Here is an 18,589-nt window from a genome sequence, read left to right as displayed (position 1 = left end):
GCAACAGACAGAGGTCGACGGGCAAGCCTCATCCCCGCATAAATTGCGGGCAACGACCGGAGCCGACGATGACGACGAAGAGCGGGGCCGCCCTCTCCGATCCGCGCGATGGCGCGCGAATGGGCGACGATCGCGCCAACGGGCAGGCATCCGGCCGGCGCCGGACGCAGGCCGAGCGCTCCGCCGACACCCGCGCGCGGGTGTGCGAGGCGACGCTCGATGCGCTCGTCGACATCGGCTATGAGCGCATCTCCACGCAGGAGATCGCCCGCCGCGCCGGCCTCTCGCGCGGGGCGCTGACGCACCAGTTCCCGACGCGCGACGCCCTCTTCATCGCCGCCTATGAGTGGCTGATCCGCGCGTGGGAGGAGAACGAGCCGTTCGCGAGCGCGAAGATCGGACAAGGCCGCCCCCTCACCTTCCCCGAGCTCGCCGACGAGATGTGGCTGCGCATCTTCCGCACCGAGCGCTATATCGCGGCGCTGGAGCTGATGCTCGCGGCGCGCAAGGACGCCGCGATCAGCTCGGGCGTCCACGAACTCATGCACCGCTGGACGCGGCTGCGCGACGGCCTCACCACCGAGCTTCTCGGCCTCTCGCCGGACGATCCGCACAGCGCGACGCTCGTCCAGCTCAATCTGTGCGTCCTGCGCGGGATCGCCGTTCACAAGAGCTTCGAAACGGACCCGGACAGCGCGGAGCGCCTCCTGTCGGAGTGGAAGCGCATCCTCGCGGCCCTACCCGCCTCGATCACCGCCGGCGCGCCGGCCGGGAGCGGTGCCTAGATCGCGCTCGCCCGCTTCTTCGCGACGCCGCCCTTCATGATGAGCGGCATGTGCGCGCCCTGCTCGGTGAGGAGGGCGAGATCGTCGAGCGGGTTGCCGTCGACGAAGATGAGGTCGGCGAAGCGGCCGGCCTCGATCGCGCCGATCTCGTCGTTGCGCACGACCTTCGAGGCGTCGAGCGTCGCGGAGCGGATGACGTCCTTGGCCGGAATGTAGCGCCCGCGCAGGACGAACTCGCCCGACTGGTGCGGATGCATCCCGCCGAGAAGGTCGGAGCCGTAGCCCATCGTGACGCCCGCCTCGTGGAGCATCGTGAGGCACGCAAGGCCGTTCGCGCGAACGTCCTCGATCTTCGCGACCGATTCGGGCGGGAGGCCGAACGCAGCACCTTCCTTGGCGAGCACATCATAGGTGATGTTGGTCGGCACCACGAAGACGCCTTCTTTGGCGACGCGCTTCACGGTCGCGGCCGACATGTTATTGCCGTGCTCGATGCATTCGAAGCCGCAATCGAGGGCGCGGTTGATCGCGCGGTCATCATAGAGGTGGCCGGACACGTAGGTGCCGAAGCCTTTCGCGACCTCGACCACCGCCTTCAACTCGTCGACGGAGAAGACGAGATAGCCGACCGGGTCGGACGGCGAGGAGACGCCGCCATCGGCCATCACCTTCACATAATCCGCGCCGTTCTTCAGCTCCTCGCGGGCCATGCGGCGGATGCCGTCGACCCCGTCGACGACGCGGCCGAGCGTGCCGAGGCGGTCGCCATACCAGCTGACGTCACGGTTGTTGTAGGGGCCGCGATAGTCGGTGTGCCCGCCGGTCTGGGAGAGCGCCTTGCCGCAGATGATGAGGCGCGGCGCATCGATGAGCCCTTCATCGCTGGCCCGCTTCAGGCCGACATCGGCGCCGCCGAGATCGCGCACGGTGGTGAAGCCGCGCATCAGCATCGACTTCATGATCTCGGCCGATTTCAGCGCCACCCACGAGCTCGGCAGCTCGGCATTGAGGCCGAGATTGGCGGTCGTCGCGATCACGTGGACGTGGCAGTCGATGAGGCCCGGCATCACGATATAGTGGGCGGCATCGATCGTCTCGCCCGCGCCGCTCGCCGGCGCCTCGTTCGCGCCGACCGCGACGAAGCGGCCATTCTCGATGACGATGTCGACGGGGTCGGACGGCGCGTCGCTGCTGCCGTCGACGATGCGGGCGTTCTTGATCGTAAGGAGGGACATGGATCGCTCTTGGACCTGGAAATCGGGCGGCGCCTCGTTGCGCCACGCGGTGCGCGCCAAGCCTAGCGAGGGGGCACGCGCGAAAGCAACTAACAAACGAGACTGTCTGCAAGTTGGCCGCACCGGAGGCGCGGCCGGAGCCGGGCCTCAGGGGTAAAAGCCGTCCATATCCGCGATGTTCGGCGCCTTCGCGAGAGCGGAAAGATCCGGCGACGGGCGCGCCGTCACCGGATCGCCGGCGAGAAGCGCCTCGAGCGCGGCCGCCATCGCGAGCGTCTCGAGGTCCGCGCCGCGCCGCCCGACGATCTGGAGCCCGAACGGCATCCCCGCCGCATCGAGCCCGACCGGGAGCGAGACCGCCGGATGCCCCGCGAGCGTCGGCGCATAGGCGAGCGCCAGCCAATGGAAGTAGGTCCGCGTCGGCTTGCCCTCGATCGCCTTCGGATAGAGCTCGTGCCAGTCGCGCGGGGTGATGGCGACGGAAGGGGTCAGCAGGAAATCGTGCTCGGCGAAGAAGGACTGCCAGCGGCGATAGAGGTTGGTCTGCAATTCGAAGCCGCGCGCGATGTCGGCCGCGCCGTAGCCGAGCCCCTCCTCCACATTCGCCGTCACGTTCTCGCCGACGAGATGGGGCGAGGCCTCGACGAGGCGCTTGTGGGGGCCGAGGAAGGCGATCGCGCGCAGCGTCTCGAAGGATTCGTCCGCCCCGTCGCAATTGGGGGTCGCCTCGTCGAGCCTCCGGAACACGGAGCCGAAACGGGCCACCTTCTCGCGCAGCGTCGCCGCGATCATCCGCTCCACCGGCGCGAAGCCGAAATCGGGCGTGAGCGCCACCTTCAGCGAGGCGAGGTCGATGGGGGGAAGGCTGCGAAGGGCTGCCGGGTCGACGCGCTCCACGAGGGCGAGCGGATCGCGATTGTCGCGCCCGGTCATGGCGGAGAACATCAGGGCGGTGTCGGCGACGGTGCGCCCCATCGGCCCCAGCGTGGAAAGCTGGAGCCAGGCCATGCCGCGCGTCTCGGACGCGACGAGGCCGGGCGTCGGGCGGAAGCCGACGACGCCGCAGAAGGAGGCGGGGTTGCGCAGCGAGCCGCCGGTGTCGGACCCCGTCGCGAGCGCGACCATCCCGGTCGCGAGCGCGGCCGCCGACCCGCCGGAGGAGCCCGCCGCCGATTTCGTCGGGTCGAACGGGTTGCCGGTCGTGCCGTAGACGGGGTTGCGCGAGTTCGCGCCCGCGCTCCACTCCGGCACGTTCGTCTTGCCGACGACGATCGCCCCCGCCCCCTTCAGCGCCTTCACGACCCCCTCGTCGTGGGTCGCGACATTGTCGCGATAGGCGGGGCTTCCGAACGTCGTCTTGAGGCCGCGCACGCCCACCATGTCCTTCACGCCGAGGGTGAGGCCGTGGAGCGGGCCGAGCGCGTCGCCGCGCATCACCGCTGCCTCCGCCTCCCTGGCGGTGTCGCGGGCGCGGTCGAAATCGCGGGCGGGGATGGCGTTGATCGCGTGGTCCACCGCCTCGATCCGTCGTACGGCGCTGTCGAGGAGCTCGACCGGGGACAGCCGCTTCGTGCCGATGAGCCGCCGCGCCTCGGTGGCGCTGAGATCGGTGGGTTCGCTCATGATTCGATCGTCTCCTCGGACGCGGCTGCCTGCATCATGGCCTCGATGACCCGATCGCGCGTGAACGGCAAGGCCGTGACGCGCACGCCGATGGCGCGCGAGAGCGCGTTGCCGATGGCGGCCGTCATCGGCCCCTGCGCCGCCTCCGCGCAGCCGAGCGGCGGCGCGTCGGGCCGGGAGAGGAGGCGAACCGCGATATTCGGCACCTCGGTGAAGCGCAGGATCGGATAGTCGAGCCAGGTCTCGGTCGCGACGCGCCGGCCGTCGAACCGCACGGCCTCCTTCAACGACCAGCTGATCGCCTGGATGATGCCGCCCTCGATCTGGTTGATCACGCCGTCCGGGTTGATGATCTCGCCGGTGTCCACGACGGCGAACACGTCCGTGACGCGCACCTCCTCGTCGACCTCGATCCGGGCGAGGATCGCGCAATAGGCGGCGATGTTCTTGTAGCGCGCGAAGCCGAGGCCCCAGCCGGCACCCTCCCCGCCCTCGGTGTCGAGGGGATCGCCAGCGTCGGCGACGACGGCCTCGATCACGGCGCGGGCGCGCGGGTCTTCGAGGTGGGTAAGGCGGAAGGCGACGGAATCTTCGCCCCGCTCCTCGGCGATCTCGTCCATCAGCGTCTCGATCGCGAGGATGTTGATGGTCGCGCCGAGCGCCCGCATCGAGGAGGTGCGGTAGGGCAGATCGTGCACGATGCGCTTTGCGATCGAGAGGGAGGCGGCGCTGTAGAGGGGCGTCGCGTTCCGGTCCGCCCCGCCGCCGGCGGTGACCGGGAGGTCCGCCGACCGGTCCGGCGGGAACGGGGTCGCGAGATAGGCGGCGGCGCGCAGGTTCGGCGAGGTCGCGCGGCCGGGCCGGTTGCCGTGAGGCGGGCTGTTCACCACCACCTCGAACGCCGAGAACGCGCCGCTATCCGAGACGATCGCCCGCGCGCGCGTCACCATCGCGGGGGCGAGCGGGGCGCGGGCGAACTCGTCCGCCCGGCTCCAGACGACGAGCACCGGCCGCCCCGGCACGATGCGCGCGATGAGTGCCGCGTCGAGCGCGACATCATCGGCCCCGTTGTGGCCGTAGCAGCCGGAGCCCGGCGTGTGGATCACGTCGATCGCGGCCGCATCCATGCCGAAGACGAGGGCGAGCGCACCGCGGAGCGGGTAGACGCCCTGCGAATGGGTGTGGACCTCGAGACGCCCGTCCCGCCATTGCGCGAGCGCGGCGGATGGGCCGATCGACCCGTGGCTGAGATAGGGGCGCGAGACTGTCGCCTCGTAGGCCGTCCCCATCGCCTCCGTCACGTCGCCGAGCTCGTGGACCATGACGAGCGGCTCTTGCGACCCCGCGACCGCCGCGACGGGGTCGTCCGGCGCCTCGCCCGCGTCGGACCATTGCGCGCGGTTCGCGGCCCAGCGCGCGGCGGCGAGCGCTTCTGTCTCGCTCTCAGCGACAAGGCCGAGAAACGACCCGTCAAGCACCGCATCGACGACGCCCGGCCGCGCCCGCAGCGCGTCGAGGTCGAAGGGGCCGAGCCGCGCGGTCATCGTCGGCGGGTGGATCGCCTTGCCGTAGAGGAGCCCCTCGGGGGCGAGGTCGTGGACGAACGGGTGGCCGAAGACGCGCGCCTCGAGGTCGATGCGGGCGGCGGAGGTGCCGGCGAGGCGGCGCGCTTCCGGCGGCTTCGGCGCGGCGTGGTCGGCGACCGGGACGGCGAGGTCGGCCGTGTCGGCGACGCGCCAAAGCGTGAGGCCGACATCCTCCCCGTCCCGCAGCACCACGCCGTTCTCGATCGTAAGCCCGTCCGGCGCGCTCTGGAGGAGGCGCGCGGCCTCGGCGAGGAGGACGTGGCGCGCGGCGGAGGCGGCCTTGCGCAGCGCCATGCCGCCGATCGCGATGGAGAGGCTCCCCGCCGTCACCCCCTCGTTCGGGGTGCGCGTCGTGTCGGCGCCGGTGATGTTCACGAAGGCGAGGTCGACATCGAGCTCCTCCGCCGCGATCTGGGCGAGCGCGGTGAGGTTGCCCTGGCCGAGCTCCACGCGGCCTGAATAGACTTCCACGCGACCGGACGAGAAGCCGATCCAGTCGCGGATGAGCGGCGCGCCGTCGAGCGGGCTCGGCCGCTTCACCGGGCCGTCTCCGCCATCCGCGCCGCCGCCCGCTCGATCGCGTCGAGGATGCGCACGTGCGTACCGCAGCGGCACAAATTGTCGTCGAGCGCCGCGGCGATCTCGCGCCGGGAGGGGCGCGGCGTGCGGTCGAGCAGCGCCTTCGCGTTCATGATGATGCCGGGGAGGCAATAGCCGCACTGCGCCGCCTGGCGCTCGATCACGGCCTCGATCAAAGGATGGCGCGGGGAGGCGGAGAGACCCTCCACCGTCTCGATGCTCGCGCCGGCGAGCGTGCCGACCGGGACGTCGCAGGCGCGCACGGCCTTCCCGTCCGCGATCACGCTACACGCGCCGCACACGCCCTCCCCGCACCCGAACCGCGCGCCCTTCAGCCCCAGCGGGCCACGCAGGACGTAGAGGAGCGGCGTGTCCGGATCGACGGAGACCTCCATCGAAGCGCCGTTCACGGTGAGGCGCACACGCTCTTCCTTCGCCATAGACAAACCCTTCTCCCGCGCAAGACCCGTCAGGCGCCGCAGCCGGACGGTGGCGTCACTTTAGGATGCGAACGATTGCACAGTCCATGCGCGCGAGCGCCGCGGCGGACGGGGCCGGTCATGGTCAGCTCTGCGGCGCGCGGTGATAGGTGGGGCGGTAGCGCTCGCCTCCCAGCGAGACGGGCGGCAGGCGGCCGGGGTCGAAAGGCGAGAGATCCACTTCCGGCGCCTCGCCCATGATGAAAGCGGCGAGCGATTCGCCGGTCGCCGGCGCGTTCAGCATCCCCCACACGCTGTGCCCGGTCGCGACGAACGCGCCGGGCGATCCCGGCACCGGCCCAATGAGAGGCAGCCCGTCCCGCGTCACCGGGCGATAGCAGGTCTGGCGGGCGACGATGCGGCTCTCGGTGAGAAGCGGCGAGACACTCGCGCACACCGCCTGGAGGCGGCGGAAGGCGCCGGCGTCCGCCTTTACCTCGGCCGGGTCCAACGGCAGCGCGCCGTCTCCGGAGAGGCCGCATACATAGGTCGTCCCGTCGGGACGGGGGAAGATCTCGGGCGTGACAACCGACCCGTCCGCCTCGCGGCACTCCAGGAAGAGCGCCTCGGCGGGGACGGAATGGCCGGTCCGATAGACGAGGCTGTGGCCCTTGAGGCCGTAGATCGCCGGCAGGTCGATCCAGGCCGCGGCGAGGATCGACCACGGCCCCATCGCGATCACCACGGCGTCGGCCTCGACCTCCTCCTCCTCGGTCTTCACCCCGCAGACGCGCCCGTCGGCCGTCCACAGGAGACCGGTCACCTCCTCGTTGAGGAGGGAGGCGCCGAGCTGGATCGCGGCGGATGCGAGGCCGCGGGTGAAAGCGGCGGGATGGATCTGCGCCGTGGTGCGCAGGTCGCCGAGGCGCTGGCCGACGCCGATCGCGGGCGTCACCCAGTCGACGAGGCTCGCATTGGCGCCGCCGGTCTCGGCCCCGCCGAAGGTGGTGAGACGGCGATAGCCCCACGGGTTGCCGAAACGCTCGGCAAGCTCGGCGTGGAGGGCGAAGCTACGGCGCGCCAGGGGGGCGAGCGGTGAGCCGTCGCACCAGTCGAGCGCCAGGAAGCCGCCCGACTTGCCGGAGGCGGCGCAGGCGATCCCGGTCCGCTCGATCAGGACAACCTCCGCCTCGAGGCGGGACAGATAATAGGCGGTCGCGGCGCCGATCGCGCCCGCGCCGCACACGGCGACTTTCATGGTGTCCTCGTTCCGGCCCGCGGGATCGCGACGCAAAGCCATCACGGCGTCGCGAACGGGCCATCACGGACAGTGTACAGCGCCCTCGCCGATCGTCTATGAACCCGCCGCAAAATCGCATGTCGTGGCGATGAAACGGGGAGCTCCCATGTCATCCCTCCTCCACCGCGTCGTGGCCGAACAACCGCCGATCGCCCGCAAGGGCGCCCGCCTCGTCATCAAGGGCGCGGACGGGCGCGAGGTGATCGACGGATCGGGCGGCGCCGCCGTCGCCTGTGTCGGGCACGGCCATCCGAAGGTGATCGCCGCGATCACCGAGGCGCTCGGCGACATCGCCTACGCCCACACCGGCATCTACTCGAACGCCCCGGCCGAGGCGCTGGCCGCCCATCTCGTGGCGCGCGCCCCCGAAGCCCTCACGGCCGCCTATTTCGTGTCGAGCGGGTCGGAGGCGACGGAAGCGGCGCTGAAGCTCGCGCGCCAGTTCATGGTGGAGACCGGCGAGGGGCAGCGCGACCACTTCATCGCGCGCCGGCAGAGCTATCACGGCAACACGCTGGGCGCCCTCGCGGTCGGCGGCCATGTCGGCCGGCGCGCGCCCTATGAGCCGATCCTGAACCAGAAGGTGCGCCTCGTCTCCCCTTGCTACGCCTATCGCGGCCAGCGCGCGGGCGAGACGGTCGAGGCCTACCGCACCCGCCTCCTCGACGAGATCGAGGCGACCTTCCAGGAGGTCGGCCCCGATCGCGTGATCGCCTTCATCGCCGAGCCGGTGGTCGGCGCGACGCTCGGCGCGGTCGGCGCGATGCCCCATTATTTCGAGGGCGTCGCCGAGATCTGCCGCCGCCACGGCGCGCTCCTCATCCTCGACGAGGTGATGTGCGGTCTCGGCCGGATGGGCGAGCGCCACGCCTTCGAGGCGGACCATGTCGTGCCCGACATCTCGGTGATCGCGAAGGGGCTCGGGGGTGGCTACCAGCCGATCGGCGGGCTCCTCATCCACGAGCGGATCGTGGCGGCGCTGCGCGGGGGAAGCGGCGTCCACGCCCACGGCCACACCTATTCGGCGCACCCGATCGCCTGCGCCGCCGCGCTCGCCGTGCAGCAGGTGGTGGAGGAGGAGAACCTCATCGAGAATGTGCGCACCGTCGGCAAAATCCTGACCGCGCGCCTTCACGAGACGTTCGGCGACCATCCCCATGTCGGCGACATTCGCGGGCGCGGCTTCTTCCAGGCGGTCGAACTCGTCGCCGACCGCGAGACGAAGACGCCCTTCGCGCCCGGCCTGAAGCTCGCCGACCGCGTGAAGCACCACGCCTATCTGCACGGCCTCGCCTGCTATCCGAGCGCGGGCACGGTGGACGGGCGCATGGGCGACCACGTCCTCCTCGCCCCGCCCTACATCGCGACCGAGGACGACGTCGCGACGATCGTCGCCCGGATGGCGGCGGGGATCGAGGACGCCATCAAGGCCGCGAAGACGGCCGCGGGGTGATTTGCGCGGGGTGGCTTTAAATATGTGCCACCGCAACTAAATGCCGGGAGCATCGCCAAGCACGGCGAAGACGCGATGGGAGTGACCATGAGCCCGAACGTTCCGGCGACCGGCCTGCACCTGACGAGCCGCATCGGAGGCGACGGCACGCTGCGCCTCGCCCTCGACCCGGTCGAGATCCCCGCCCCCGGCCCCGACGAGATCGTCGTGCGCGTCGAGGCGAGCCCGATCAACCCGTCCGATCTCGGCCTCCTCCTCGGTCCCGCCGATCCCCTGAAGCTGACGGCGGCGGGGAAGGCCGGCGCGCCGATCATCGCCGGCACGGTCCCGGAGACGGCGCTGCCGGTCCTCGCGGCCCGGCTCGACAAGGCGATGCCGGTCGGAAACGAAGGGGCCGGCACGGTGGTCGCCGCGGGCTCGAATGGGAGCCGCCTCCTCGGCCGCCGCGTCACCGCCTTCGGCGGCGGGATGTACGCGCAATATCGCGTATTGAAGGGCGCCGACGTGATCGAACTGCCCGACGATGTCAGCGTGCGCGAGGGCGCGTCCGCCTTCATCAACCCGCTGACCGTGCTCGCCATGCTGGAGACGATGACGCGCGAGAACCACAGCGCGATCGTCCACACCGCCGCCGCCTCCAATCTCGGCCAGATGCTGACGAAGCTGTGCCTCGAACGGGACGTCCCGCTCGTGAACATCGTGCGCAGCGAGGCGCAGGAGACGATCCTGCGCGATCTCGGCGCGACCCAGGTGCTGAACAGCACCCGGCCCGACTTCACCGCCGCCCTCGTCGACGCGATCGCCGAAACGGGCGCGACGCTCGCCTTCGATGCGATCGGCGGCGGGCCCCTCGCCGGGCAGATCCTGGAGGCGATGGAGCGTGCCCTCTCGCGCGGCGCGACGCAGTTCAACCGCTACGGCACCACGACCCTGAAGCAGGCCTACATCTACGGCGTTCTCGACCCCGGCCCGACGATCATCGGGCGCACGCAGGGCTTCGCCTGGTCGGTCGGCGGATGGCTGATGCCGACCCGCCTCGCCGCTTTCGGGGCGGAGACCACGGCCGCGATGCGCCGCGAGATCGCCGGCCGGCTGAAGACCACCTTCGCGAGCGACTACACCGCCGAGATCTCGCTGCGCGAGGCGCTCGACCTCGACACGCTGCGCGCCTATGCGCGCCGCGCGACCGGGGAGAAATATCTGATCGACCCCTCCCGCGCGGTCTGATGCACCCCGCTCAGATCGGCAGGGGTTCTGTCGGACCGGATTCCTCGAGGTCCCAGACCGCGCTCCACGCCCCGCCGGCCCGCTCCAGGACGAGGAAGTTGCGCTCGGCCTTGTAGCGGGCCTTGTGGCCGGGGAGCGGCACGATCCGGATCGGATGGCCGGGCAACGGCGCCTCGCCGAGGGTCGCGAGCATCCCGAGCACCGTCGCATAGGCGGTCGGCGGCGCGGGATGAGAGATGCCGGAGGCGACGAGCTGGTGGAGATCGCCGGCATCCGTCGCCATCGTCGCGCGGGTCGCGAGGTGGATCTCGCCGGAGACGACGGTCACGCTCGTCCCCTCCCGCTCGTGCGCGTCCATCATCGTGGCAAGAAAATCCGCCCACTCCTCGCGGTGGCGGTAGCTCTGCCACTGGTCGCGCAGATCGTCCTCATACTGCTCCATCCAGGGCGTGAGGCGCATCATCCGCTCCACGAGCGACAGGCGCGGCCCGAGCGCGGGGACGCTGGAGACGACGATCACCTTCCCCTCGGCATCCGCCATGCTCGCGCGGAAGCCCGCCCAGCCGGCGCGGCCCATCACCCGGTCGCGCCGGCGCTCGGAGCGCAGGTCCGGCGCGACGACCGTGAGGCCCGGCAACGCGACGCGCCAGCCGAGACTCTCGCCGGAGCGGTCCGGGCAGATCGTCGGCACCTCGTCGGCCCGCGCGCCGAACTGGAAGAGCAGTGCCATCTCGCGCGCCACCTCGAAGAGGGTGACGCCGACAGCCGAGTCGAGCTTCTCGGACCGCAGCGAGCCCCACCCGTCGCAGATGTCGTGGTCGTCCCACATCGCGAGGGAGGGAATGCGCGCCGCCGCCCACGCGAAGTCGGCGTGCGCGAACTGCGCGGCGTAGCGGCGGAAGAAGCCGTCGCGGAGCGCCTCGGCGAGCGAGTGGCGCTCGTCCTCGTCGATCTCGGAGACCTCGTCCGGCCAGTCCTTGGAGGCGGAGTGAACGTGCGTCACCTCGTCGGCATAGATCTGGTCGCCGCCGTGGAGCATGAGGTTGAAGGGCGCGGCCCGATGCCGGTCGGCGAGGCGGCGCCACATCAGGTTGCGCTCGTCCTCCTCGCGCCCCTCATCGCCATGCTCCTGCCCGTTGCACGAGACGAAGGCGACGCGGCAATCCCCCGTGAAGTCGGCGTTGACCGCATAGCGCGTGCCGCCGAACTCGTACCAGGCGGACGCCTCTGCCGGAACGGCGAAGGTGTAACGCACGACATCGAGCCCGAGACGACGCGCCAGCGGCTCCGCCTCCCAGCTGCCGAGCGCCGTCGTCAGCGGACCCGCCGCGAAGCCCTCCTCCCCCGAGACGATCAGCGCCAGGCGGACGGCCTCTCCCTCGTGGGCGCGCAGAAACAGCACCGGGCCGACCGACACCCCGGCGGCGAGTTCCAAATTCTCCGAGACCATGGCTCCGCTTGATAAAATTGTTCGAGACAACGCAGCGGAGGTAGGGTGGAAGCGCGCGCGTTTCGACGCCTCATGCGGGGGGCGTGACGGAAACACTCAGTGCGCGGCGTCGCAACGGTTGCGCGCGCACGCATTCCATCAATTTGACATAGAGGCAGCGCAGAATTGCAATCGGTGCGTCTGCGCGCGCCTGTCGGCCTGCCCGAAACCAGGAATTGTGTTGGTTCCCGGTGCAACTGGCACGGCGGTGGCATGCGGACCAAAGCGTTCGAGATTGGATTAACACAAGTTGGCGAGAGGGCCGTCCCGCGGGTTGCCTGCGAGGGGTCCTTAGAGGACAATCATTTAAACAATCGAGAGGGTTATCGGGTGCGTTGCACGGTCCGACCGCTGGCGAGGGCGCATTGAACGAAGAGGCCCTCTTCGCGCGCGCCATGGCGGATTCCGCGATCGGCATGGCGCTGGTCGGGCTCGACGGCGGCTGGCTGCGCGTCAACGACGCGCTGTGCAAAATTCTCGGCTACGAGCCGGACGAGCTGATGAAGCTCACCTTCCAGGATATCACCCACCCCGACGATCTCGACGCCGACCTCGACCTCCTCGCCGCGACGCTCGCCGGCGAGATCAGCAATTACCGCCTTGAAAAGCGCTATCTCCACAAGGACGGGCGGGTGCTGTGGGCGCTCCTCGTCGTCAGCCTCGTGCGCGACGAGGCGAACGCGCCCCGCTTCTTCATCTCGCAGATCGAGAGCATCCACAGCCGCAAGCTCGCCGAGATCGCGCTCGCCGAGAGCGAGACGCGGCTGAATTTCGCGCTCGAAAGCTCCGGCCAGGGCGTGTGGGACCGCAATTTCGCGACGGGGGCGAGCTTCCGCTCCACCGCCTGGTACACGATGATCGGCTACGCGCCGGGTGAACTTTCCGACGAGGGCGAGGCCTGGGTCCAGCTCGTCCACCCCGACGACTGGCACATCGTGGAGGCGGCGGACCGCGCCGCCTTCGCCGGCAGCACGGACGACACGCGCAGCGAGATTCGCCTGCGCCACAAGGACGGGCACTGGATCTGGATCTCGAATTTCGGTCGCGTGATGGAGCGCGCGCCGGACGGGACGCCGGTGCGCATGATCGGCACCCACACCGACATCTCCGAACGCAAGATGCGCGAGGAGGAGCTGCGCACGGCGAACGAGCGCGTCGAGCTTGCCGTCGAGGCGGGCAAGGTCGGCATCTGGGAGTTCGACCTTGCGACCGAGCGGGCGCGGTGGGACCGGCGCATGTACGAACTCTACGGCATCGCGCCCGGCAGCTTCGACGGCACGCGGCAGAGCTGGCGCACCTTCGTCCACCCCGACGATGCCGACCGCAGCGCGTTCATCTTTCCGGACGCCATACGCAGCGGGAAGCGCACGCGGACGGACCTGCGCATCGTGCGGGGCGACGGAGCCGTGCGGCACGTGCGCTCCATCGCCCAGGCCGTCTTCGACGATGCGGGCCAGCCGACCAAGCTCGTCGGCACGCTGTGGGACATCACCGACCACAAGCTCCTCAGCGACCAGCTCTTCGAGGAGAAGGAGCGGCTGCGCATCACCCTCCACTCCATCGGCGACGCGGTCATCACCACCGACGCGGACATGAAGATCACCTTCATGAACCCGATCGCCGAGGCGCTGACCGAGTGGTCCTATATCGACGCCGAAGGCCGGCCGCTCGCCGAGATCTTCCGCATCTTCGACGGGGAGACCGGGCTCCCGATCAAGAGCCCCATCGAGGAGTGCCTCACGCGGCTCGAGCCCTTCTACCTCCAGGAGGGCGCGGTGCTGCACTCCAAGCAGGGGCGCACGCTGAACATCCAGGATTCGGCCGCGCCCGTGCGCACCGCCTCCGGCCACATCATCGGCGCGGTCCTCGTCTTCCAGGACGTGACGCGCGCGCACGCGCTCCAGCGCGAACTCGCCCACGCCGCGCTCCATGACAGCCTGACGGGCCTGCCGAACCGCCGCTCCTTCGAGCGCACCCTCGCCGCCCTGTGCGACGACGTGCAGGGTCGCGCGATCCGCCACAGCCTCTGCTATCTCGATCTCGACCGCTTCAAGCTCGTGAACGACACGGCCGGCCACGCCGCCGGCGACGCGCTCCTCGTGGAGGTCGGCCGGCTCCTGCGCTCGTGCCTGCGCGAAGGCGACACGCTCGCCCGCATCGGCGGCGACGAGTTCGCGATCCTCCTCCCCCAATGCCCGCTCCAGGGCGGCTATGACCTGTGCCGGCGGATCGTCGAGACGATCATCTCCTATGCCTTCACCTGGGAGGGGAGCCGCTACGATATCGGCGCGAGCGTCGGCGTCGCCGAGATCAGCGGCACGCACCACGACGCCGTCGCCGTCATGAAGGAGGCGGACGTCGCCTGCTACACGGCGAAGTCGGAGGGACGCGGCAAGGTCTCGGTCTATCAGCGCGACCGGAGCGCGGCGGAGCGGCTCCACCGGCAGATCAACATCGCGGCGACGCTGCGCACGGCGGTGGAATCGAACCGCTTCACCCTCTTCGCCCAGCCGATCCGGGATCTGCGCGGCGCCGGCGAGGGCCAGCACGTCGAAATCCTCGTGCGGATGCTCGACCTCGACGGGGAGCTGATCCCCCCGTCCGAGTTCATCCCCGCCGCCGAGCGCTACGGGCTGATGCACCAGATCGACCGCTGGGTGCTGATGACCGTCTTCAACGACTACGCCTACCAGCTCAACGCCAACACCGGGCTGCACGTCGCGATCAACATCTCGGCCAACTCGCTCGACGACCCTTATCTGTGGTCGTTCGTGCGCGAGCGGATGGATCATTCGCACATCGATCCGAGCCGCATCAGCTTCGAGATCACCGAGACGACGATCGTCAACAACACGAGCAGCGCCGTCGATTTCTGCCGCTCGGCGCAGAGATATGGCTGCCGCGTCACGCTCGACGATTTCGGCGTCGGCCTCTCCTCCTTCTCGTATCTGCGCAATTTCCGCGCGAACGAGATCAAGATCGACGGCAGCTTCGTGCGCAACATCGCGACGAGCGAGGTGGACCGGCAGGTGGTCCAGGCGATCGTCGGGGTCGGGCGCACGTTCGGCATCGCGACCATCGCCGAATGGGTCGAGAATGCCGAGACGCTCGCCATCGTGGAGTCGCTCGGGATCGACCGCGCGCAGGGCTTCTTCATCGGCGCGCCGGAGCCCTTCGAGAACTTCCTCGGACAGAGGTTCGCCGCGACCGGACTCTGAGCCGAGGCCGCTGGACGGCCCCCGTGCCGGGTGCAACTCTCGCCCCACGACCCACTCACCAGACGAGGCCGCGATGGCGGGCGAGGACACGTTTCAGACCGGCGAGAGCCCCGTGATGGTCGTCGGCGCGGGGCCGACCGGCCTCCTCCTCGCGATCGAGTTGTTGCGGCGTGGGGTGGCGGTGCGCCTCATCGACCGCCTGCCGAAACCCGTCGAGTGGAGCCAGGCGATCTTCATCAAGCAGCGCACGATCGAGATCCTCGCCAGCCTCGGCCTCGCCGAGCGCTTCATCGCTGAGGGCCAGTGGGTCCGCCGCGTGACCTTCCACTCAGAGGGACGCCAGCTCGCCGCCTACGAGTTCAAGAACATCGACTCGCCCTTCCAGAACATGCTGTCGATCTCCGAGTCGGACACGATCCACCTCCTCACCGAGCGCTTCATCGAGCTTGGCGGCCGGGTCGAGTATGCGACCGAGTTCGTCGGCCTCGCGCAGGACGCGGACGGGGTGGACGTGACAGTCCGCTCCACAGACGAGGGCGTCACGACGCGCCGGGCGGCCTGGGTGGTGGGGACGGACGGCTATCACAGCGCCGTGCGCGAGGCGATCGGCGACGATTTTGACGGCCGGAACTATCCCGAATTGTGGGGCGTGTTCGACACGCGGCTCACCGAATGGCCCCGCGCGCGGGACACGGTCCATGCCCAGCTCGACACGCCGCTGGTGCTCCCCTTCCCGCTCGGTGCGGACCGCTGGCGCATCTATTTCCGCACCGATGTCGCCGAGCCGGGCGTCCCGGAACCAGTGATGGCGCGGCTGCGCGCGCTGGAGCCGGATGTCGGGCTCGCGGACCCGCAGCCGCCGCAATATTTCCACTCCCACTCCAAGCTCGCCCGCACCTTCCAGATCGGGCGCGTGCTCCTCGCGGGCGACGCCGCGCACGCCTCGAACCCGATCCAGGGGCACGGCATGAATGCCGGCATCCAGGACGCGCACAATCTCGGCTGGAAGCTCGCCGCGGTGGTGAACGGGCGCGGCACCGAGGCGCTCCTCGCCTCCTATGACGCGGAGCGTCGCGCGGTGGACGGCGAGATCGTCCATGCCGGCGACGAGGCCTACGCCTGGATCACCGACGCCACCGGCGAAGGCCTCGCCGAGCTCTACACCTTCCTGTCCACCTCGGAGGGCCGGGCGGTCGCCGCGATGGCGGAGACCGAGATCGGCCTCTGTTATCCGCAAAGCCCGATGGTGTGCGAGGGGATGAGCGAAGGGACCGCGGTGGGCGCACGCCTCGGCGACGCCGCCGGCCTCCTCGGCCCCGAGGGCGCGACGAGCCTCCACCAGCTCCTCGCCCATCCGGGGCCGACCGTCCTCCTCCTCGGCGCCGACGCCGCGCCGGAGACGGTGCGCGAGATGGCGGCCGCGATCGCCCCGGTGCTCGACGGGTTCGACGACATCGCGTTCCTCACCGTGACGCGCGGCGCGCCCGCCATCGCGTCCGGCACCCTCGAGGACAGCGAAGGGCTCCTCCACAAGCGGCTCGGGGTGGACGCGCCGACGCTGGTGGTCATACGGCCGGACGGGTTCGTGAGCCTCTGCTGCGCGCCCGGCGAACTCGAACGGCTCGCCACCCATCTCGGCCGCATGTACCGCGCCGGGACGGGTCAGCCCGGATAGCGGAGCGACAGCATCCAGTTGATCGTCTCGCGCCAGTCCACGAGGCGGAGCGGCGCGCCGTGCGTGCCCTCCTCGAAGCTCACCATCTTCACCGGATAGCCGGGCTTGGTGTCGCGGATCATCTGGAAGAAGGCCTCCACCCACTCCACCGCGAAGATCTTGTCGAGGACGCCATGGGCGAGCAGGATCGGGACGCCGCGGCGGAAGCCGGCGCTCGTGAGGAAGCGCTCGTCGGGGAAGGAGCCGAGCATCAGGATGCCGCCGAGGAGCGGCACGATCGCCGGGTTTTCCGCAAGGCCGTAGCAGATCGCCCCACCCGCCGAGCCGCACGCGACGAAGACCGGGGCGCCCGGCGAATCCACGGCATAATGCTGGATGAGGGCGGCCACCTGCCCCGTGCCCTTCGCCTCGAAATCGGCGAAGTCGGGCGACAGGTACAGCCCGCCCGCCTGCACCACGAGATTCTTGATCCGGTTGAAGTTGCCGCCGGAGAGGAAGTCGTGCGCGCCGTGGGTGCGGTTCGCGCCCTGCCCGTGCAGGTAGACGACGATGAGGCTCGCCCCCTTGCGCTCGCCGACCGCGATGTGGGCGACCCGCCCGGCGCTCGTCTTGGTGATGAGGTCGCGCTGGTCGCGCCGCACGGCGAGCGAGACCGATTGCGGCGTGACGCGGGTGCCGGAGGCCATGTTCTGCCCCGCCGCATCGCGCAACGGGTCGTAGGCGAAGACGCGATAGTCGCCATTGAACTCCGACAGGACGAGCGGGGGGTAGGAGAAGAAGCCGTCCTTGAAGGGCGGGAGGCGCTGGGCTGCGGCGGGCGAGAGGGCGGCGACCGACAGGATCGCCACCGCCAACCATCGCTGCAGAAGCTGTTTCATCCGCCCGTCCCGCGTCCGCCCCGAATCCCCGCATTATCAACCGAGGTGCCCCGACGACAAAGTCCCCTCCGCCAAGAACGGCGAAGAGGTACGATCGGCGGGCGCGGGGGGAGCGGGCAGGAGCGGCGATGCGCGACATCAACATCAAGGCGACGGAGGCGTTCGAGGCCGTCGCACGGCTCGGGACGGTCACGAAAGCCGCGCAGGAGCTCGGCGTCTCGCCCTCTGCCGTCAGCCAGCAGCTGAAGGGGCTGGAGGCGCAGCTCGGCGTGCGCCTCTTCCGCCGCGAGAAGCGCCGCCTCATCCTCACCCTCGACGGGGACCGCCTGTTTCAGACGACGACGCAGGCCTTCATCGCGATCCGCAATGCGCGGAGCGCCATCGCCCGGCAGCGCAACATCCGCAACCTCACGATCCGCGTCTCGCCGAGCTTCGGGGTGCGCTGGCTCGGCCCCCGCATCGCTGACTTCGCCCAGCAGAATGCCGACTGGAATTTGCGCATCGACGCGACGCCGGACTTCTCCGCCTTCGACACCGAGGTGGTGGATCTCGACGTGCGCTACGGGCTCGGCGGGTGGGCCGGCCTCACCGTCAACTGCATCATGAACGACCTCGTCCTGCCGGTGTGCAGCCCCGACTATCTGGAGGCGATGCGCCGGGAGACGGAGGATCCGGTCGCGCGGCTCGGCGCGGCGCGCCTCATCGACAGCGTGAAGGCGCTTTTCCGCTGGGACGTGTGGCTCGCCCTCAACCGGATCGACTTCCACCCGATCTGCCCTTTTCGCTTCGACCGCTCCTCGATGTCGATCGAGCTTGCGAAGCAAGGCGGCGGCGTCGCCCTCGACAGCGTGACGCTGTGCCTGCCGGAATTGAAGCGCGGCGAGCTCGTGCCCTTCGCGCCGGAATTCCCGGTGGTCGATTTCCCGGCCTATTGGTTCGTCTGCCCGCCGCGCCATTTCAACCGGCGCATCGTCGCCCGCTTCTCGGCCTGGATCCACAGCCACGCGCAGGCGCACGAGGCCGAGGCACGCGCCTTCCTCGAAGGCTGCGGCTGCACCTTCCGCTCCGAGGAGGGGCCGGATCTCATCGAGGTGAAGACGTCGGAGCGCTGAGGCGCCGCCG

General features: G+C 70.1%; 13 protein-coding genes. 6 read left to right on the top strand and 7 right to left on the bottom strand.

Annotation, left to right across the window (positions count from 1 at the left end; translation table 11 throughout):
* The first annotated feature begins 68 nt into the window (after window positions 1-68).
* Window positions 69-785 (top strand): TetR/AcrR family transcriptional regulator, encoded by a 717-nt coding sequence (locus DBV35_RS11035; RefSeq protein ID WP_157961678.1) that lies wholly within the window; start codon window positions 69-71, stop codon window positions 783-785.
* Here DBV35_RS11035 and DBV35_RS11030 read toward each other — a convergent pair.
* From DBV35_RS11030 to DBV35_RS11010, 5 genes are all read right to left on the bottom strand, one after another.
* On the bottom strand, window positions 782-2,020 hold the full coding sequence (locus DBV35_RS11030; RefSeq protein ID WP_108660683.1) for a metal-dependent hydrolase family protein: 1,239 nt from the start codon (window positions 2,018-2,020) through the stop codon (window positions 782-784). The two genes, DBV35_RS11035 and DBV35_RS11030, sit on opposite strands and share 4 nt — an antisense overlap.
* Before the next feature lie 147 nt (window positions 2,021-2,167).
* The gene (locus tag DBV35_RS11025) at window positions 2,168-3,643 is read right to left on the bottom strand and encodes an amidase (RefSeq protein ID WP_108660176.1); all 1,476 of its coding nucleotides are present in this window, start codon (window positions 3,641-3,643) and stop codon (window positions 2,168-2,170) included.
* A complete protein-coding gene (locus DBV35_RS11020) occupies window positions 3,640-5,769 on the bottom strand; it encodes a xanthine dehydrogenase family protein molybdopterin-binding subunit (RefSeq protein ID WP_170134910.1) in 2,130 nt (709 codons plus the stop codon). Before DBV35_RS11020 ends, DBV35_RS11025 begins: the two co-directional genes overlap by 4 nt.
* Window positions 5,766-6,248: a (2Fe-2S)-binding protein gene (locus DBV35_RS11015; protein WP_108660174.1), complete on the bottom strand. Its 483-nt coding sequence runs from the start codon at window positions 6,246-6,248 to the stop codon at window positions 5,766-5,768. Before DBV35_RS11015 ends, DBV35_RS11020 begins: the two co-directional genes overlap by 4 nt.
* A 124-nt stretch (window positions 6,249-6,372) precedes the next feature.
* The gene (locus DBV35_RS11010; protein WP_108660173.1) at window positions 6,373-7,485 is read right to left on the bottom strand and encodes an NAD(P)/FAD-dependent oxidoreductase; all 1,113 of its coding nucleotides are present in this window, start codon (window positions 7,483-7,485) and stop codon (window positions 6,373-6,375) included.
* A gap of 148 nt (window positions 7,486-7,633) precedes the next feature.
* Here DBV35_RS11010 and DBV35_RS11005 point away from each other — a divergent pair, with 148 nt between their 5' ends.
* Together DBV35_RS11005 and DBV35_RS11000 are read left to right on the top strand one after the other, a co-directional pair.
* A complete protein-coding gene (locus DBV35_RS11005) occupies window positions 7,634-8,980 on the top strand; it encodes an aspartate aminotransferase family protein (RefSeq protein WP_108660172.1) in 1,347 nt (448 codons plus the stop codon).
* Between the two features lie 87 nt (window positions 8,981-9,067).
* Window positions 9,068-10,207, top strand: a complete 1,140-nt coding sequence (locus DBV35_RS11000) for a zinc-binding dehydrogenase (protein ID WP_108660682.1) — start codon at window positions 9,068-9,070, stop codon at window positions 10,205-10,207.
* 10 nt (window positions 10,208-10,217) lie between these two features.
* On the opposite strand, the gene DBV35_RS10995 is transcribed toward DBV35_RS11000, so the two are convergent.
* Window positions 10,218-11,642 carry an alkaline phosphatase D family protein gene (locus DBV35_RS10995; protein WP_245943897.1) on the bottom strand — a complete coding sequence of 475 codons (1,425 nt, stop codon included), beginning with the start codon at window positions 11,640-11,642 and terminating at the stop codon, window positions 10,218-10,220.
* A gap of 419 nt (window positions 11,643-12,061) precedes the next feature.
* Between DBV35_RS10995 and DBV35_RS10990 the strand changes: the two genes are divergently transcribed.
* Together DBV35_RS10990 and DBV35_RS10985 are read left to right on the top strand one after the other, a co-directional pair.
* Entirely contained in the window at window positions 12,062-14,914 is a 2,853-nt protein-coding gene (locus DBV35_RS10990) for an EAL domain-containing protein (RefSeq protein ID WP_108660170.1), read from the top strand.
* Window positions 14,915-14,987: 73 nt separating this feature from the next.
* Entirely contained in the window at window positions 14,988-16,589 is a 1,602-nt protein-coding gene (locus DBV35_RS10985; RefSeq protein ID WP_170134909.1) for an FAD-dependent monooxygenase, read from the top strand.
* Here the strand turns inward: DBV35_RS10985 and DBV35_RS10980 are convergent.
* Window positions 16,577-17,467 (bottom strand): alpha/beta hydrolase, encoded by an 891-nt coding sequence (locus tag DBV35_RS10980; protein ID WP_108660168.1) that lies wholly within the window; start codon window positions 17,465-17,467, stop codon window positions 16,577-16,579. The two genes, DBV35_RS10985 and DBV35_RS10980, sit on opposite strands and share 13 nt — an antisense overlap.
* A 128-nt stretch (window positions 17,468-17,595) precedes the next feature.
* On the opposite strand from DBV35_RS10980, the gene DBV35_RS10975 reads away from it, so the two are divergent.
* Entirely contained in the window at window positions 17,596-18,579 is a 984-nt protein-coding gene (locus tag DBV35_RS10975) for a LysR family transcriptional regulator (protein ID WP_108660167.1), read from the top strand.
* Window positions 18,580-18,589 lie beyond the last annotated feature (10 nt).

It is taken from the genome of Acuticoccus kandeliae, from assembly GCF_003073115.1.
Note: the sequence above shows the minus strand (reverse complement) of the source record. Positions and strands in the feature narration are given on the sequence as shown.

What these genes read in the sequence shown, in the direction of transcription:
- DBV35_RS11035 (WP_157961678.1), top strand. Translation starts at nt 69, where the DNA reads ATGACGACGAAGAGCGGGGCCGCCCTCTCCGATCCGCGCGATGGCGCG.
- DBV35_RS11030 (WP_108660683.1), bottom strand. Translation starts at nt 2,020, where the DNA reads ATGTCCCTCCTTACGATCAAGAACGCCCGCATCGTCGACGGCAGCAGC.
- DBV35_RS11025 (WP_108660176.1), bottom strand. Translation starts at nt 3,643, where the DNA reads ATGAGCGAACCCACCGATCTCAGCGCCACCGAGGCGCGGCGGCTCATC.
- DBV35_RS11015 (WP_108660174.1), bottom strand. Translation starts at nt 6,248, where the DNA reads ATGGCGAAGGAAGAGCGTGTGCGCCTCACCGTGAACGGCGCTTCGATG.
- DBV35_RS11010 (WP_108660173.1), bottom strand. Translation starts at nt 7,485, where the DNA reads ATGAAAGTCGCCGTGTGCGGCGCGGGCGCGATCGGCGCCGCGACCGCC.
- DBV35_RS11005 (WP_108660172.1), top strand. Translation starts at nt 7,634, where the DNA reads ATGTCATCCCTCCTCCACCGCGTCGTGGCCGAACAACCGCCGATCGCC.
- DBV35_RS11000 (WP_108660682.1), top strand. Translation starts at nt 9,068, where the DNA reads ATGAGCCCGAACGTTCCGGCGACCGGCCTGCACCTGACGAGCCGCATC.
- DBV35_RS10985 (WP_170134909.1), top strand. Translation starts at nt 14,988, where the DNA reads ATGGCGGGCGAGGACACGTTTCAGACCGGCGAGAGCCCCGTGATGGTC.
- DBV35_RS10980 (WP_108660168.1), bottom strand. Translation starts at nt 17,467, where the DNA reads ATGAAACAGCTTCTGCAGCGATGGTTGGCGGTGGCGATCCTGTCGGTC.
- DBV35_RS10975 (WP_108660167.1), top strand. Translation starts at nt 17,596, where the DNA reads ATGCGCGACATCAACATCAAGGCGACGGAGGCGTTCGAGGCCGTCGCA.